Genomic DNA, 14244 nt, shown 5'->3' with positions numbered 1-14244 from the left:
ATTGAGATACATACACACATATGACTGAACGAAGACACGAAAGAGAGTTCGTTCGGACGTTCTTCACGTCGCCGACGGCCATCGAAGGCGAAGAAGACTCCGCGAAGATGATTCGACGAGCGGCCCAACTTCGGGGGATGCAGGCCCCCGACGTGTGGGTCCCGGACAACGAAGACGCGACCGCCCCCTCGATGCGCGACGAAGGTGTCGAGAACATCATCGACGTCGTCGCCGAACACGGTGCCGACTTCCCCGGCGAGATTCACCCCCGGATGGTCTGGCACCGCGACAGTCCCGCGACGCGCTATCAGGGCTTCCAGCACATGCTGGAGATTGCGAGTTCCGACACCGGTGCAATCGAACACATCGACGGCTTCGTCATCCCCGAAGTCGGCGACATCGACGACTGGAAGAAGGCCGACGAGTTCTTCACCATCGTCGAAAACGAATGCGGTCTCGAAGAAGGCAGTCTCGCGATGTCCGTCATCATCGAGAGCGGAGAGTCCGAACTCGCGATGGGGAAACTCCGCGACGAGATGGGCAAGGCGACGAACAACCTCGAACGGTTGTTCCTCTTCGTCGACGGCGAGGTCGACTACACGAAGGACATGCGCGCGATGACGCCGACGGGCGAACTTCCCGCGTGGCCCGAACTGCGACACAACACCTCTCGCGGTGCCAGCGCGAACGGGTGTATCGCCATCGACGGCCCGTACGACGACATCCGCGACGTGGAAGGCTACCACGAGCGCATGACCGAAAACCAGGCCAAAGGGATGCTCGGCATCTGGTCGCTGACGCCCGGACAGGTCGTCGAAGCGAACCAGTCGCCGCTCCCACCGAAGACCGGCAGTTGGCTCCTCGACGTCGACGGCGAGCAGGTCGAACTCGCCTCCGAAGACGGCGTCGAAGTGTACGACGGCGACCGACTGTCGCTCGAACAGACCGACGACGGGTACGAACTCCGCGTCGGTGGCGACACGCGCCACCTCGACGAAGACGAACTACACGAGGAACTCCTCGGCCTGACCTCGTACGTCCCGAGCATGGACGACATCGTCGACTCCATGGAGGAGTTCGAAGCCGCAAAAGAAGCAGGCAGAGGTGCCATCGCGATGGAGCAGTCCGCGACGCTCCGACTCGGTGAGACCGAGGTCTCCATCTCGAAAGACCGGATGTGGGACGAAGCGACCTACCAGGCCGCGATGACGCCAATCAGCCTGTTCCAAGACGTCTACGAGAACCGCCCGGACCAACACGACGAGTTGGACGAACGCTACGGCGCAGGCGTCGTCGAACGCGCGATGGAAGTCGGTCTCTAAGCAGGCACTCAGTCTCTAAACAGAGCACTCGGCTTCTAAGCAGGCACTCGGCCTCTAAACAGGGCACGTCGCCCGACACCGTGGGGGCGACGTACCACTCGTTTTTTCGACTGTACTCGGTGGCCGACTCGACAGTCTGTACGACCTGACGAGTCGACACTACGCTCAAGACCACACGACGCGATACGTCCACCGTGGACGACTCGACGTACCGATACGGTGGGGAGCGCTCACTCGAACCCGACGCAATCGTCGATTTCGACGACGCCACGCCCGAAGACACGCTGGACAGACTCCGGACCGTGAGTTACTACCTCGACAACGCGATCGCGATTCCGGGGACGAACTACCGAATCGGACTCGACCCGATTCTCGGTCTCGTTCCGGGCATCGGCGATACGACGGCGTCGGCGATGTCGGCGTACATCCTCGTCGAGGCGGCGATGCTGGGCGTCCCTCGGGCGACGCTCGCTCGGATGTTCGGTAACGTCCTTTTGGACACCGTTTTCGGGTCGATACCGCTCGTCGGAGACGTGTTCGACGCCGCGTGGAAGGCGAACACCCGAAACGTCCGTCTCCTCGAAGAACGCTACGGCGACTTCTCGGGCGAGGGGGTCGAAGCAGACCGACGGGTCATCCTCGTCGCCGTCGCCGTCATCACGGTTCTCCTCGTCGCACTCGGCGTCGGTATCACACTCGCCGCGTTGTGGGCGTTGGGGCAGTTCGGGGTGTTCTAAGCGACAGCGGTCAGCGAACCTTTTTATTCGAAGACGCGGCCAGTTCGGCGCAGTCGACGACGGGAGACGTCGAAACTCAGTCGTCCGACGGAGCGCGGTCGTGGTCGGGAGTCGAGTCGTGGTCGGGAGCGGGGTCGTGGTCGCCGACCAACCGAAGTGCGACATCGCCGGTTCGGACGCAGAGTTCGTACACGAACGGAGCGAGTGCCCGACGCTTCATCAGCGCGAACCCGACGAGGATGAACAGGAAACCAGTGACCGTCGTCGAGCCAATCTCCTCACCGAGGAGGGCCCACCCGCTGAGCGCGGCGACGATGGGGACGGCGTAACTCACGAGGTTGATTTCGATGGCCCCGATGCGGTCCAAGAGGACGAAGTAGATGATGAACCCGGCGGCGCTGCAGATGACGGCGAGGAAGAGCAGCGCTGCGACGACGAGCGGCGACCACTCGACGGTGGTGAGGCCCGGCTCTCCCAGAACGGGACTCACGGCGTGTAAGAGCCCAGCACCGAGAAGCATCATCCACGACTGCATCGCGACGACCGGCGGGTTGCCGGGGAGGCGTTTGACGAGGACGGTGCCGAACGCCCAACTCACGGCGGCGAGAAAGAGCAACACGACGCCGACGAGTTGACCGCCGACCGACCCCGACGACAGCGCGATGACGACGGTGCCGACGAGTCCGAAGAAGACGCCGACGAATCCGCCAGCGTCGAGTCGCTCTTCGGGGAGCATCGACCACGCAAAGAGTGGCGTGAGAATCGGGGAGGTGCTGAGAACGATGGCCGCGACGCCGCTGGTGACGTACCGCTGGCCAGAGAACAACAGTGAGAAGTGCGCACCGATGAGGAGGACGGCGCCAACGCCGACGACGACCCACTCGTCGCGGCCACGCGGCCGCCAGTCTTCGGCGGCGAGGAGTCCATAGACGAACAGCACCGCCCCGGCAACGTCGTACCGAAGGGCAGCAAAGAGAGCGGGAGGGAGAACCTCCAACCCGACTTCGATGGCGATGAAGGACGTCCCCCAGAGGACGGCGAGTGTGACGAACAGTGCGAGATTTCGATGTGTTTGTGTTCCGATAGACACGATATATCGACCTACGGCCCAGGTGTTGCCCCGGCTACCACGCCCCCGTATATGAAATTTCTCAAAGACGTGGCACCAGCTCGGGTGGCAGGTGTTGACATACATCTCAGAATTCGGATGGGTCGAAACCGACGTCCGAACAAAGTAAGGTAGTTACGCGCGCCCCGAGAGAACCCGAGTATGAGTATCCTCGAAGACGCCCGCGCACTCGCCGAGAGCGGGCCGGTCTGTGACGCCTGTCTCGGGCGGGCGTTCGCCGACCGAAGTTTCGGGTTGACGAACGCGGAACGAGGGCAGTCGCTCCGAATCGCCGCCGCCCTCGACGCAGACGAACCGTACGAAGCAGTCGGGACCGAGGCGTGCTGGGTCTGTGAAGGAGAGTGTGCACGCTTCGACGAGTGGGCCGAACGCTGTGCGGCGGCCATCGACGACGTCGAAGTCGAGACGTACCAGGTGGGAACGCGAGCACCACCGCTCGTCGAAGAAAACGAGATTCTCCTCCGCGAAGGCGCTGGCCTCCCCGACGACGCCGGCGAACTGTTCAAATCCGAGTTCAACCGCGAAGTCGGCAAGCGCGTCGGCCGTCTCACCGGCACAGAGGTGGACTTCACGCGGCCGGACGTGCAGTTCCTCCTCGACATCGAGGCGGACACCGTCGAGGCGCAGATCAACTCGGCGTTCATCTACGGCCGCTATCGCAAACTCGAACGCGACATCCCGCAGACCGAGTGGCCCTGCCGAGAGTGCGACGGGTCTGGATACAAAGGAAAAGAGCCCTGTGACTACTGCGGAGGGTCGGGCTATCTCTACGAACACAGTGTCGAAGGCTTCGTCGCCCCCGTCGTCGTCGACGTGATGGACGGCGTGGACGCGAAGTTCCACGGTGCCGGCCGTGAGGACGTCGACGCCCTCATGCTCGGGACGGGTCGTCCCTTCGTGGTCGAAGTCATGGAGCCACGTCGCCGGGATATCGACGTAGCGCAACTCGAAGGCGACGTCAACGCGATGGCCGACGGCGCAATCGAAGTCGAAGGCCTTCGACTCGCCACCTACGACATGGTCGAACGCGTGAAGAAACTCGACGCGAGCAAGCAGTACCGCGCCGCCGTCGAGTTCGACGACGACGTGGCCGACGAGGACCTGCAGGCGGCGCTGGACGAACTCACCGGGGCGACCATCGAGCAGTACACACCCCACCGCGTCGACCACCGCCGCGCGAGTCTCACGCGGACGCGACAGGTCTACGACGCCACCGGCGAACTCGAAGACGCCCGCCACGGAACCGTCGAAGTCCACGGCGAAGGCGGCCTCTACATCAAGGAACTCGTCTCCGGCGACGAGGGTCGGACGAACCCGAGTCTCGCTGGCCTCCTCGACACGGGCGCTGTCGTGACGGCACTCGACGTCATCGCCGTCGAAGGCGAAGACGAACCCTTCGAAGACGACGAGTTCTTCAAAGACTGAGGCGCGTCCGTCGAAGGCTGATTTTCGCGGGGCAGACCGCAATCTTGAATCTCTCCCTCCAAGACCCGACCACGTATGCACATCGGCGTCGACGAGGCCGGAAAGGGACCCGTCTTGGGTCCGATGGTCGCTGCAGCGGTCCGCGCAGACCCGGAGACGCTTCCAGACGGAATCGCCGACTCGAAACGCCTCTCACCCGCCCGCCGAGAAGAACTCGCGGCGACGCTCCGCGAGCGCGACGATATCGCCGTCGGCGTCGCGTTCGTCGAACCCGAGACCATCGACGACCCGGAGACGGACATGAACCTGCTTACCGTCCGGGCACAGGTCGAAGCGGCCGCCGAAGTCGCCGCCGACGGCGACGAACTCGTCTGCGACGCCGGCGACGTGAGCGAGTCTCGATTCGGACGACGCGTCCGCGAGGGCGTAGCCGAGACAGGAGTCTCTGTCGACGTCCACGCCCAGCACCGCGCAGACGACGAACACGCAATCGTCGGCGCGGCGAGTATCGTGGCGAAAGTCGAACGTGACCGGCGAGTCGAGGAGATCGCCGCAGAGTACGGCGAGGTGGGCAGTGGCTATCCGAGTGACCAGACGACGCGTGAGTTCTTACGCGAGTTCGTCCGCGAACACGGCATCCTCCCGGAGTGCGCACGCAAGTCGTGGTCCACCTGTGCCGACTTGCTTGCGGCACACGAACAGGCGTCGCTCGGCGACTTTTAATCGGAAAATCGGACCGTTGGAGGGCTATTCGAGCGGGAGACGGTGAGCCGAACTCACACCATCTCGTCGAGCGAGACGTACGAGCCTTCCGCTGCGGAGACCCACGTCGTCAGCAGTTCCTCTTCGGAGAGGCCAGCGGGGAAGATGGTGCACTCGTCCGGTGCGTCGTCGTACGGGGCGACGATTGCCACGTACTCCACGTCGTCGGCCGGGGATACGCTCGACCCTGGCTCCGTCGTCGTCATCATCGCGTCAGTGTCGTCGTGTTGAAGTGGAGTATCTTCCATGATTGTGGGGTCACACCGTAATTACCGACGGCCGGCGGTTTCTCGTAAGTCGCTTCACCTCAAAGTTTGTGCACGGTCTATAATATTCTATTGGAAATTATACGTAATTGAGAGGAAGACACTCACCGAACCGGACACTGTCGTCGGACGCGACAGGTTCGCTGCTCGAGGCGACTTATTCCCGTATGTACTGCAGACTATATTGGGTTTTTAATACAATATTGTCTAGCGATATTCGTAGCCAAATACTCACTCTTTTCGAGTCTCCCGGCAGACCTGAAAGGGACAACAAGATGCATCAGCTAGCAACTACGACACGTGAATAACACTACATATTGATGAATTTTCGACGGACGGTGGAAATCCAACTAAGGAAATACATTAGCAATTATAGAGCTTATTTCTGTGTTTAAAAAATTGTATTTTTCGTCACGTATTTGAGTTCTGTCATATTGATTTCGGCCAGCCCATCACGGAGATGTCTCGGTCGAACGACGGCACACTGCTCTCTTTGTGACGTGGGCGAGATAGTCAACAAAGAGACAAGTAAGGGCCTAAAATTGTACTTAATTCACAATCCTACTCTGTACTTTCGGTCGGGAGCGCCTTCAACTCCAGGGTGTATCCGAAGGGGTCTGTGACGTACACCGCAGGTGCAACACCGGTCGCACCGAGTGGGTCGAGTTGGCGGTCGACCTCGACGCCTGCCGCATCGAGGGACGCCCGTATCTCGTCGATAGTGTGGTCGAACTCGATTGCGACGTGGTCGAACGCCGTCTCGTCCGGTGGGTGGAACTTCGCCGTTGGTTGGAGATGGACGATGCTCACTGGCGTCAGTCGAACCGAGATGAACGGTTTGTCACCGGCTTCGAACAGGTCGCGGTTCTCGATGTCGAACCCGAGGGCGTCGCCGTAAAACGCGACGGCCGTCTCGACGCCGTCTTCTGGGATTCTGAGGTTGACGTGGTCTATCGCTCTCGCGTCCATGGACCTGGTATCGACTGCACGGGTGGTAAATAATCCGGTGGACGACCCGAACACCGACAGCGAGAGTGACCGACGACGGGCAGGTTCTCGGACTCACCCGGCGGGGCCGAAACCACAATCCATTGGTAACAGGTCAGCATACAGATGGTGTGAAACAGAAGACAGCAACTGGCCAGCACGTGCTCTCGGGCTACCGTGGTCAGATGTTGCTCTCCGTCTCGCTCGCGTGGGCGGTGCTCCAGACGGGACGTTTCGTGTTGTCGCCACTCCTCCCGGCAATCATCGAAGACCTCCAGATTACCGAAGCGACTGCAGGCGTCGCGCTCGCAGTGCTTCAGGGCGTCTACGCGATTACTCAGTACCCCGGCGGGGAGTACTCCGACCGGTGGACGCGAGCGACGCTCATCGTTCCCGGTCTCGCGTTACTGGTCGTCGGGTTTGCGACGTTCGGCATCGCAGGTGGACTGGTGGGGTTCCTCGTCGCGGCCGTCGTCACCGGAGTCGGCAAGGGCTTTTTCGCAATCCCGTCGCGCGCGCTCCTCTCGGACCTCTTCGTCGAACGACGGGGTCGTGCACTCGGCGTCTACGCTGCAGGGACCGACCTCGGCGGACTCCTCGCGTCCGGACTCGCAGTTCTGGCGCTCACCTACGGAACGTGGCGGACACCGTTTCTGCCCATCGCCGCCGTGCTCGGTGTCCTCACCGTCCTCTTTGCAGTCAGGTCGACAGAGGGGTACACGGTTGGGCCTGCAACGTTGGACGTCTCCGGCACCCTCCGGAGGGTGCTCGCGAGTCCCGCACAACGTCGCACCATCGTCGCGTTCGGCCTGTTTTACTTCATGGTCGGCGGGTTCATCACCTTCTTTCCGACGTACCTCATCCAGGCGAAAGGGTTCGACGAGCAGCTCGCGAGCGCCACGTTCGCCATCGTGTTCCTCGTCGGCATCACCATCAAACCCGTCTCGGGGAGTCTGAGCGACCGGTTCCGCCGCGAGTCCATCGCCATCGTGGGACTCCTCGTCGCTGCCGGGTCACTGGCCGTGCTCTCGTTCGTAGACGGTCGGGCGTTCATCTTCCTCGCCGTCGTCGGGTTGGCCCTCGGCTACAAGATGGAGTTCCCCCTCGCGGACGCCATCATCTTCGACAACGCCCCAGAGGAGGACCGTGGGGCAGACCTCGGAGCGGCGCGAGCGTTCTTCCTCGGTGCGAACGCAATCGGCCCGGCCTACGTCGGAGTCGTCGCCACGTATCTGAGTTACGTCGCAGCGTTCGCGGGGCTCGTCGTCGCACTCGTCGTCGCCGCTGGACTCCTCTACTGGGACGTACGCGTGCAGTAAAATCGAACCCCGTCTCGAAGGGCGTTCAGTGGGTGCCTCTGTGGGAGTCGTCGCTCAGTGCCTCGGGTCGACCGGCGAGTGCCCGCTCACCGGTCGAGTTTCGCTTTCGTGTACGCTTTCAGCCCTCCTTGTTCGACGAGCGACTGGAGGAACTGCGGGAGCGCCTCCGCGTCGTACTGCTCGTCTTTCGTGTGGTTGACGACGATACCCGCGTCGAGGTCCATGTGAATCTCGTCACCGTCGTCGATGGCGTCTGCACCCTGGCAGATGAGCACGGGGAGGCCGAGATTGATGGCGTTGCGGAAGAAGATACGCGCGAACGACTGGGCGACGACACCCGAGACGCCCGCACCGACGAGTGCGAGCGGCGAGTGCTCTCGCGAGGAACCGCTGCCGAAGTTCTCTCCGGCGACGACGAAGTCACCGGGTTCGACGGACTGGGAGAACTCTGGTCTGAGGTCTTCGAACGCGTGTGTCGCGAGTTCGTCGGGGTCCGACGAGACGATGAAGCGCGACGGCGTAATCTGGTCGGTGTCGATATTGTCGCCGAACACCCACGCCCGCGCCGGTTCGCTCGGGTCTGGCCGTGCGGTGGCGTCGCTCGGTGTCGTCATGGCAGCACCTCCGCGAAGACGGTGTCGTCGTAGCGGTTCGTCTGGACCTCTCGTGGGTCCGTAATCTCCCCGTAGAGGGCGCTCACACCGGCCGTTGCCGGGCTTCCGAGGTACACCCGCGACTCCATCGACCCCTCCCGGCCGGGGAAGTTGCGGTTCGCCGTCGCCAGGGAGACGTCGCCGTCGCCGAGGACGCCCTGATGGTAGCCCGCACAGGGGCCACAGCCTGCATTCTGGATGACCGCACCAGCTTCGGTGAGCGTCTGGAAGATACCCGTGTTCAGCATGTGACTGTAGACGGACTTCGAGGCTGGCACGACGACCATGCGCACGTTCGGCGCGAGCGTCTCGCCGTCGAGGATGTCCGCGACGATTTTGATGTCTTCGTACCGGCCGTTGGTGCAGGTGCCGACGAAAATCTGGTCGAGAGGGGTCCCAGCCACCTCCGTCACGTCGACGGCGTTCTGCGGGTTCGACGGCTTCGACACCTGCGGTGCCAACTCGGTGGCGTCGTAGGTGTGAACCGACTCGTAGACAGCGTCGTCGTCCGAGCGGAACGCGTCGTCCAGGTCGATTTCGGTGCCGGTCTGGCGTTCGAGATACGACGCGGTTCGGTCGTCTGGGGCAACGAGTCCCGTCTTCCCACCCATCTCGATAGCCATGTTCGACAAGACGAGTCGCTCGTGGATTGGCAGCGACTCGATCGTGCTGCCGGCGTACTCCGCGGCCATGTAGGTACAGCCATCGAAGCCGACGTCGCCGATGAACCGGAGAATCAGGTCCTTCGCGTAGACGCCGTCTTGCAAGTCGCCGTCGACTTCGAACCGCATCGTCTGCGGGACGCGGAACCAGAGGTCACCGGTTGCCAACGCCGTCCCGAGGTCGGTCGAGCCAACGCCGGTGCCGAACGCGCCGAGGCCGCCGTAGGTCGTCGAGTGGGAGTCCGCACCGATAACGAGGTCACCGGGTCGGACGAACCCTTCCTCGACGAGGACGGCGTGACAGATGCCGTCGCCGACGTCGAACTGGTTCGCGCCGTGTTTCGCGGCGAACTCGCGGACAGCGTTGTGGTTGTTCGCCGCTTGAACCCCGTCGGCGGGGGCGTGGTGGTCGATCGTGAAGATGGTTCGGTCGGGCGCGAACAGGTCGGCGTCCTCGCCCGCCACCTCGTGGAACGTCTGGAACGCGAGCGGTCCCGTGATGTCGTGCGCCATCGCCACGTCGATTTCGGCTTCGACGTAGTCGCCGGCGCGGGCGTCGGTTCCTGACTTCTCCGAGAGGAGTTTCTCTGCAAGTGTCTTTCCGGTCATGTATTACTCCTGGCCGGAAGCGACGGTTTCGAGCACGCGCTCTACCGTCCCTCCCATGAGGACGTGGCTCGTCGCCCCGAGGTCGAGGCGGTCGGACACGTCGTGGGCGGCGGCTTCGATGCGGTCGAAGTCGACGCCGTGGTTCACGCCCATCTGCGTGAGCATCTGGACGAGGTCTTCGGTCGGCGTGTTCCCGACGCCGGACATCCCCTCGGGGAGGACGACACCGCCGCCGAGACCACAGACAGACGAGTCGAACCGGTCTACACCGACTGCCATCGCGGCGAGGGTGTTGGCGAGACTCATCCCGTTCGTGTCGTGGAGGTGCAACCCCATATCGAGGCCGGGGTGGGCGTCGAACGCTGCACTGAATCGCTCGGTTATCTCCACCGGGTTCGCGAGTCCCATCGTCGTCGCGAGCGTCACCTCGTCGACGCCCGATTCGACGACGCGGTCGACGACGGCGAGCGTCTCGGTGGCGTCTATCTTGCCTTCGTACGGGCAGTAGAAACTGGTCCCCATCCCCGCTTCGACTTCGATGTCGTGGGCGTGGGCGAGTTCGACGATGTCGTCCATCTCAGCGAGCACCTCGTCTCGCGTCCGGTTCTGGTTCTTCTTCGTGTACGTCTCGCTCACCGTGACGAGCGCGTTCACCTTGTCGACCTCCGCTTCGACGGCACGCTCCATGCCGACGAGGTTCGGGACGAGCGCCCGATAGGTGACGTCGTCGTGGCGAGTGATTTGCTTCGCCACTTCGTCGGCGTCTCGGAGCGTCGGGACGGCCCGAGGGTGGGTGAACGACGAGATCTCTATCTCGTCGACGCCGGTCTCAGAGAGGCGGTCGATTATCTCGACTTTCTCGTCGGTCGGGACGAACTCGTCGAGGCGCTGGAACCCGTCGCGGGGCAGCATCTCGACGACGTGAATCTGGTCTGGAAGTTCTTCGAGTAAGTTCATATTACACCCTCCGCTTCGAGTTCTGCGAGGAACTCGTCGTCGTAGCCGAGTCGGTCGCGGAACACCGCCTCGTTGTGTTCGCCGAGACTCGGGCCGAGGTAGTTCACCGCTCCCGGCGTCTCGGAGAATTTGGGGAAGGCGTTCTGGACGACGGCGTCCCCGAGGTCGGGGTCGTCGATGGTCACGAACGCCTCGCGGGCCCGGTAGTGTTCGTCGTTGAGGATGTCTTCGACGTTGTACACCGGTGCGAGCGTCGCGTCGGCCTCCTCGAAGGCGGTGAGAATCTCCTCGCGTGAGTGGTCGTCCATCCAGCCTTGGATGATTTCGTCGAGTTCCTCGACGTTGGCCAGTCGGTCCTCGTTGGTCGCAAAGCGCGGGTCGTCTATCAGGTCGGGGCGGCCAATCGCCTCGAAGGTCCGCTCGGCGAGCGGTTGTGCGCTTGCGGAGATGGCGACCCAGCGGTCGTCACCCGTCCGGTAGACGTTCCGCGGTGCCGACGACGTCGAGCGGTTACCCGACCGCGCTTCGATTTCGCCGAGTTGGTCGTAGCGGAGCGGTTGCGGGCCGAGGAGTCCGAAGATGGGTTCGATGAGGCTCGTGTCGATGTACTGGCCGCCGCCGCCGTGGACGTCGCGGTGATAGAGGGCGAACATCACCGCGAACGTCGAGAACAACGCCGCGATGTTGTCTGCCAGCCCCGTCGGCGGTAACAGCGGTGGCGAGTCGGGGAAGCCGTTCAAGTAGGCGAACCCGGACATCGCCTCGGCGAGCGTGCCGAATCCGGGGCGCTGAGAGTACGGCCCCGTCTGGCCGAAGCCAGACATCCGGAGCATGACGAGTTCGGGATTCACCTCGGAGAGCGTCTCCCACCCGACGCCCCAGCGTTCGAGGGTTCCCGGTCGGAAGTTCTCGATGAGGAGGTCGGCGTCGCTCACGAGGTCTTCGAACACCGCTGTGCCCTCCTCGGTGGAGATGTTCAGGGTGACCGACTGCTTGTTCCGTGAGAGGTACTTGTGCCAGAGGCCAACGCCGTCTTTCTGCGGGCCGAATCGTCGGATGTGGTCGCCGAACTCCGGGTGTTCTATCTTGATGACCGTCGCCCCGAAGTCAGCCATGAAGCGGCCGACCGTCGGGCCCGAAATCATCGACCCGGCTTCGAGGACGACGAGTCCGTCGAGTGGTCCGTTCGTGTCGTGTGTCATTTCGTGGGTATCTCGTTTTTCGTGAGTGTCTCGTTCGTGTCTGTGTGGTTCGGTTTCGTGTTCGGTTGGTGGTTCGGTTTCGTGTTCGGTCGGTGGTTCGGTTGGTGGTTCGGTTTCGTGTTCGGTCACGTCGGTACAGTGAGAGACACGTGGTCAGACGGGTCGGTCGACGTGCGTCCCATATCCTTTCGTGCCGACGATGTCGCCGTCGTCGTAGGCGAGTTGCCCCTTCACGACGGTCTGTGTCGGCCAGCCGGTGACCTCGCGTCCCTCGTAGGGTGAGTAACCACTCACGCTGTGCAGGAGTTCGGGCGTCACCGTCTTCGTCTCGTCTAAGTCGACGACGACGAGGTCCGCGTCGCTGCCGACCCGGACAGTTCCTTTCTTGGGGTAGAGATTGAACGCCTTCGCGGCGTTGGTGGACGTGACCTCGACGGCGCGTTCGAGGGAGATTCGGCCCTCGTTGACGCCCGCAGAGAGGATGAGCGGGAGCATCACCGGCGTCGAGGGGAAGCCGAGGAGACTGTCGCGAATCCCGTCGCCGAACTTGTTCTCGGCGAGGTTGGCGCAGTGGTCGGTGCCGATAGTCGAGATGGTCCCGTCTGCGAGGCGCTTCCACAGCGTCTCTTGGTCGGCTTTCGACCGGACAGGCGGGTTGACTTTCATCCGCTCGTCGCACTCCTCGGTCGTGAGCGTGAGGTAGTGGATACACGTCTCGCCCCACGCCCGATAGCCGGCGTCGTGAAGCGCGGCGAGTTCGTCTGCGGTCTGTCCAGCGGAGATGTGGACCGCGTAGAACCGGTCGTCGTAGCCGTGGACCTTCGCGAGCGACGCCCCAGCGACCATGCTCTGGGTCTCGGCGTAGCCAGGGAACTCTTCGACCATCACTTCGTACCCTTCGTCGGCGTCGGCCTCGGTGTCGTCGGACTCGGAGGTGACGTAGACGTTGCCGCCGGCGAGGGCGCTCGTAATCTCGACGTTCTCGGAGTGGTATCCGAGGGTCGTCGGGACGTCCTGGTCGGCGAGTTTCTTGATGAAGGCGTCGCCGAAGTCGTCTTTCATGTCGCAGTCGACGCCGAACTTCTCGCGGGCGGCGTATTTGTAGTTCATGTACCACTTGAACGTCGTGATACCGAACTCCTCGATGATGGTCGGAATCTCCTCGACGTGCTCCATCGAGAGCAACCCGAGCGAGAAGAAGTAGTCGTGGTAGTAGTTGGGTTCGGCCTCGTCGAAGTACCCCGGCATGATGTCCTCGTAGGCACCGGCGCGGCGGAAGTAGTTCCCGATGGTGGTCACGCCCCCGACGAGGTCTGACTTCGACTCGGATTCGGCGTCCGCTTCCAACCCGCGGTAGATGCCGTGGTGGGTGTGCGGGTCGATTGCGCCGGGGAGGACGTACTTCCCAGTCGCGTCGATCTCCGTCTCGCCCGAGAGCGTCCCCGGTGCGGCGATAGCCGAGATGGTCTCACCGTCGGCCGCGACGTCAGCGTCGACGGTTCCGTGTTCGGGGGTGACGACGGTACCGTTCGAGATGACGAGGTCGTACGTCATAGCGTCTCGACCCACGCCTTCACCTCGTCGGTCTCCAGTACCTCGGCGTACTTCATCCACAGGTCGAGGAGACCAATCTTGTGTGACGCTTCGATACGGTCGAAGATACACTCTTGCGGCAGGATGACGCTGAACCCGTTTTGCTTCGCGTCGACCGCCGTCGCCCTGACACAGCCACTCGTCGAGTTGCCGACGATGATGACCGAGTCGTGGCCACCACGGACGAGACGCGACAGCAGGTCGGTCCCGTAGAACGCCGAGGCGTAGGACTTGTCGACGACCGTGTCACCCTCCTCGGGTGCGACGGGGTCGACGATGTCGAGGTCCGGGTGGTCGGGGTCGTCGTAACTCGACGGGACGACACGGGTGTAGGTCACCGGTATCTCGTTGTCGCGTGCGAACGACAAGAACGGGTCGATGTACTCGATGGCGTCCCAGGCGATGTCGCCCATCGCCGTCCGATACTCCTCGACTGCGTCGAGGATGGGGACGTTCTCGCCGACGATGAGTCGCTGCATGTCGATGACGAGAACCATCGGGTTCTCGCCCATGCCGCGCGACTCCCACGACGAGGCGCCCTCCTTGTCGTAACCAGCCTTCGTGATGACCTGCTTATCCTGTTCGGATAGCAGGTCCTCCCAGATACGGTCTGTCATGACT

Annotated in this window: 14 protein-coding genes; 5 read left to right on the top strand and 9 right to left on the bottom strand. The window is 62.9% G+C overall.

Going from position 1 to position 14244, the window contains the following annotated elements; all coding sequences use genetic code 11:
- Window positions 1-20: 20 nt before the first annotated feature.
- Both aceB and GJR99_RS11425 read left to right on the top strand, forming a co-directional pair.
- Entirely contained in the window at window positions 21-1322 is a 1302-nt protein-coding gene (gene aceB, locus GJR99_RS11430) for a malate synthase AceB (protein WP_151112263.1), read from the top strand.
- A gap of 194 nt (window positions 1323-1516) precedes the next feature.
- The gene (locus GJR99_RS11425; protein ID WP_151112261.1) at window positions 1517-2059 is read left to right on the top strand and encodes a DUF4112 domain-containing protein; all 543 of its coding nucleotides are present in this window, start codon (window positions 1517-1519) and stop codon (window positions 2057-2059) included.
- 76 nt (window positions 2060-2135) lie between these two features.
- Here the strand turns inward: GJR99_RS11425 and GJR99_RS11420 are convergent, their stop codons facing one another.
- Window positions 2136-3149, bottom strand: coding sequence for a DMT family transporter (locus GJR99_RS11420; RefSeq protein WP_151112259.1), 1014 nt, complete (start codon window positions 3147-3149; stop codon window positions 2136-2138).
- Window positions 3150-3329: 180 nt separating this feature from the next.
- Between GJR99_RS11420 and GJR99_RS11415 the strand changes: the two genes are divergently transcribed.
- Both GJR99_RS11415 and rnhB read left to right on the top strand, forming a co-directional pair.
- A complete protein-coding gene (locus tag GJR99_RS11415; protein WP_151112256.1) occupies window positions 3330-4613 on the top strand; it encodes a tRNA pseudouridine(54/55) synthase Pus10 in 1284 nt (427 codons plus the stop codon).
- 75 nt (window positions 4614-4688) lie between these two features.
- Window positions 4689-5336, top strand: coding sequence for a ribonuclease HII (rnhB, locus tag GJR99_RS11410; RefSeq protein WP_151112254.1), 648 nt, complete (start codon window positions 4689-4691; stop codon window positions 5334-5336).
- Between the two features lie 53 nt (window positions 5337-5389).
- Here the strand turns inward: rnhB and GJR99_RS11405 are convergent, their stop codons facing one another.
- Both GJR99_RS11405 and GJR99_RS11400 read right to left on the bottom strand, forming a co-directional pair.
- Window positions 5390-5623: a DUF7511 domain-containing protein gene (locus tag GJR99_RS11405; protein ID WP_151112253.1), complete on the bottom strand. Its 234-nt coding sequence runs from the start codon at window positions 5621-5623 to the stop codon at window positions 5390-5392.
- Between the two features lie 579 nt (window positions 5624-6202).
- Window positions 6203-6610 carry a VOC family protein gene (locus GJR99_RS11400; protein ID WP_151112251.1) on the bottom strand — a complete coding sequence of 136 codons (408 nt, stop codon included), beginning with the start codon at window positions 6608-6610 and terminating at the stop codon, window positions 6203-6205.
- A 203-nt stretch (window positions 6611-6813) separates the two neighbouring features.
- Here GJR99_RS11400 and GJR99_RS11395 point away from each other — a divergent pair, with 203 nt between their 5' ends.
- Window positions 6814-7947, top strand: coding sequence for an MFS transporter (locus GJR99_RS11395; RefSeq protein WP_151113941.1), 1134 nt, complete (start codon window positions 6814-6816; stop codon window positions 7945-7947).
- 86 nt (window positions 7948-8033) lie between these two features.
- On the opposite strand, the gene GJR99_RS11390 is transcribed toward GJR99_RS11395, so the two are convergent.
- From GJR99_RS11390 to GJR99_RS11365, 6 genes are all read right to left on the bottom strand, one after another.
- A complete protein-coding gene (locus GJR99_RS11390; protein ID WP_151112249.1) occupies window positions 8034-8561 on the bottom strand; it encodes a 3-isopropylmalate dehydratase small subunit in 528 nt (175 codons plus the stop codon).
- Window positions 8558-9871 carry a 3-isopropylmalate dehydratase large subunit gene (locus GJR99_RS11385; protein ID WP_151112246.1) on the bottom strand — a complete coding sequence of 438 codons (1314 nt, stop codon included), beginning with the start codon at window positions 9869-9871 and terminating at the stop codon, window positions 8558-8560. The genes GJR99_RS11390 and GJR99_RS11385 overlap by 4 nt, the downstream gene beginning before the upstream one ends.
- Before the next feature lie 3 nt (window positions 9872-9874).
- Complete coding sequence (locus GJR99_RS11380; protein WP_151112244.1) at window positions 9875-10828, bottom strand: hydroxymethylglutaryl-CoA lyase; 954 nt, start codon at window positions 10826-10828, stop codon at window positions 9875-9877.
- A complete protein-coding gene (locus GJR99_RS11375; RefSeq protein ID WP_151112242.1) occupies window positions 10825-12030 on the bottom strand; it encodes a CaiB/BaiF CoA transferase family protein in 1206 nt (401 codons plus the stop codon). Before GJR99_RS11375 ends, GJR99_RS11380 begins: the two co-directional genes overlap by 4 nt.
- 153 nt (window positions 12031-12183) lie before the next feature.
- Window positions 12184-13584, bottom strand: a complete 1401-nt coding sequence (locus GJR99_RS11370) for a dihydroorotase (RefSeq protein WP_151112240.1) — start codon at window positions 13582-13584, stop codon at window positions 12184-12186.
- A complete protein-coding gene (locus GJR99_RS11365; RefSeq protein ID WP_151112238.1) occupies window positions 13581-14240 on the bottom strand; it encodes an isochorismatase family protein in 660 nt (219 codons plus the stop codon). Before GJR99_RS11365 ends, GJR99_RS11370 begins: the two co-directional genes overlap by 4 nt.
- Between the last annotated feature and the right edge of the window lie 4 nt (window positions 14241-14244).

It is taken from the genome of Haloferax marinum (assembly GCF_009674625.1).
GTDB lineage: Archaea > Halobacteriota > Halobacteria > Halobacteriales > Haloferacaceae > Haloferax > Haloferax marinum.
The sequence above is the reverse complement of the archived record's forward strand: the minus strand, read 5'-3'. Positions and strand labels throughout refer to the sequence as shown.

What these genes read in the sequence shown, in the direction of transcription:
- GJR99_RS11405 (WP_151112253.1), bottom strand. Translation starts at nt 5,623, where the DNA reads ATGGAAGATACTCCACTTCAACACGACGACACTGACGCGATGATGACG.
- GJR99_RS11385 (WP_151112246.1), bottom strand. Translation starts at nt 9,871, where the DNA reads ATGACCGGAAAGACACTTGCAGAGAAACTCCTCTCGGAGAAGTCAGGA.
- GJR99_RS11370 (WP_151112240.1), bottom strand. Translation starts at nt 13,584, where the DNA reads ATGACGTACGACCTCGTCATCTCGAACGGTACCGTCGTCACCCCCGAA.
- rnhB (WP_151112254.1), top strand. Translation starts at nt 4,689, where the DNA reads ATGCACATCGGCGTCGACGAGGCCGGAAAGGGACCCGTCTTGGGTCCG.
- GJR99_RS11365 (WP_151112238.1), bottom strand. Translation starts at nt 14,240, where the DNA reads ATGACAGACCGTATCTGGGAGGACCTGCTATCCGAACAGGATAAGCAG.
- GJR99_RS11415 (WP_151112256.1), top strand. Translation starts at nt 3,330, where the DNA reads ATGAGTATCCTCGAAGACGCCCGCGCACTCGCCGAGAGCGGGCCGGTC.
- GJR99_RS11400 (WP_151112251.1), bottom strand. Translation starts at nt 6,610, where the DNA reads ATGGACGCGAGAGCGATAGACCACGTCAACCTCAGAATCCCAGAAGAC.
- GJR99_RS11390 (WP_151112249.1), bottom strand. Translation starts at nt 8,561, where the DNA reads ATGACGACACCGAGCGACGCCACCGCACGGCCAGACCCGAGCGAACCG.
- GJR99_RS11395 (WP_151113941.1), top strand. Translation starts at nt 6,814, where the DNA reads ATGTTGCTCTCCGTCTCGCTCGCGTGGGCGGTGCTCCAGACGGGACGT.
- GJR99_RS11375 (WP_151112242.1), bottom strand. Translation starts at nt 12,030, where the DNA reads ATGACACACGACACGAACGGACCACTCGACGGACTCGTCGTCCTCGAA.
- GJR99_RS11380 (WP_151112244.1), bottom strand. Translation starts at nt 10,828, where the DNA reads ATGAACTTACTCGAAGAACTTCCAGACCAGATTCACGTCGTCGAGATG.
- aceB (WP_151112263.1), top strand. Translation starts at nt 21, where the DNA reads ATGACTGAACGAAGACACGAAAGAGAGTTCGTTCGGACGTTCTTCACG.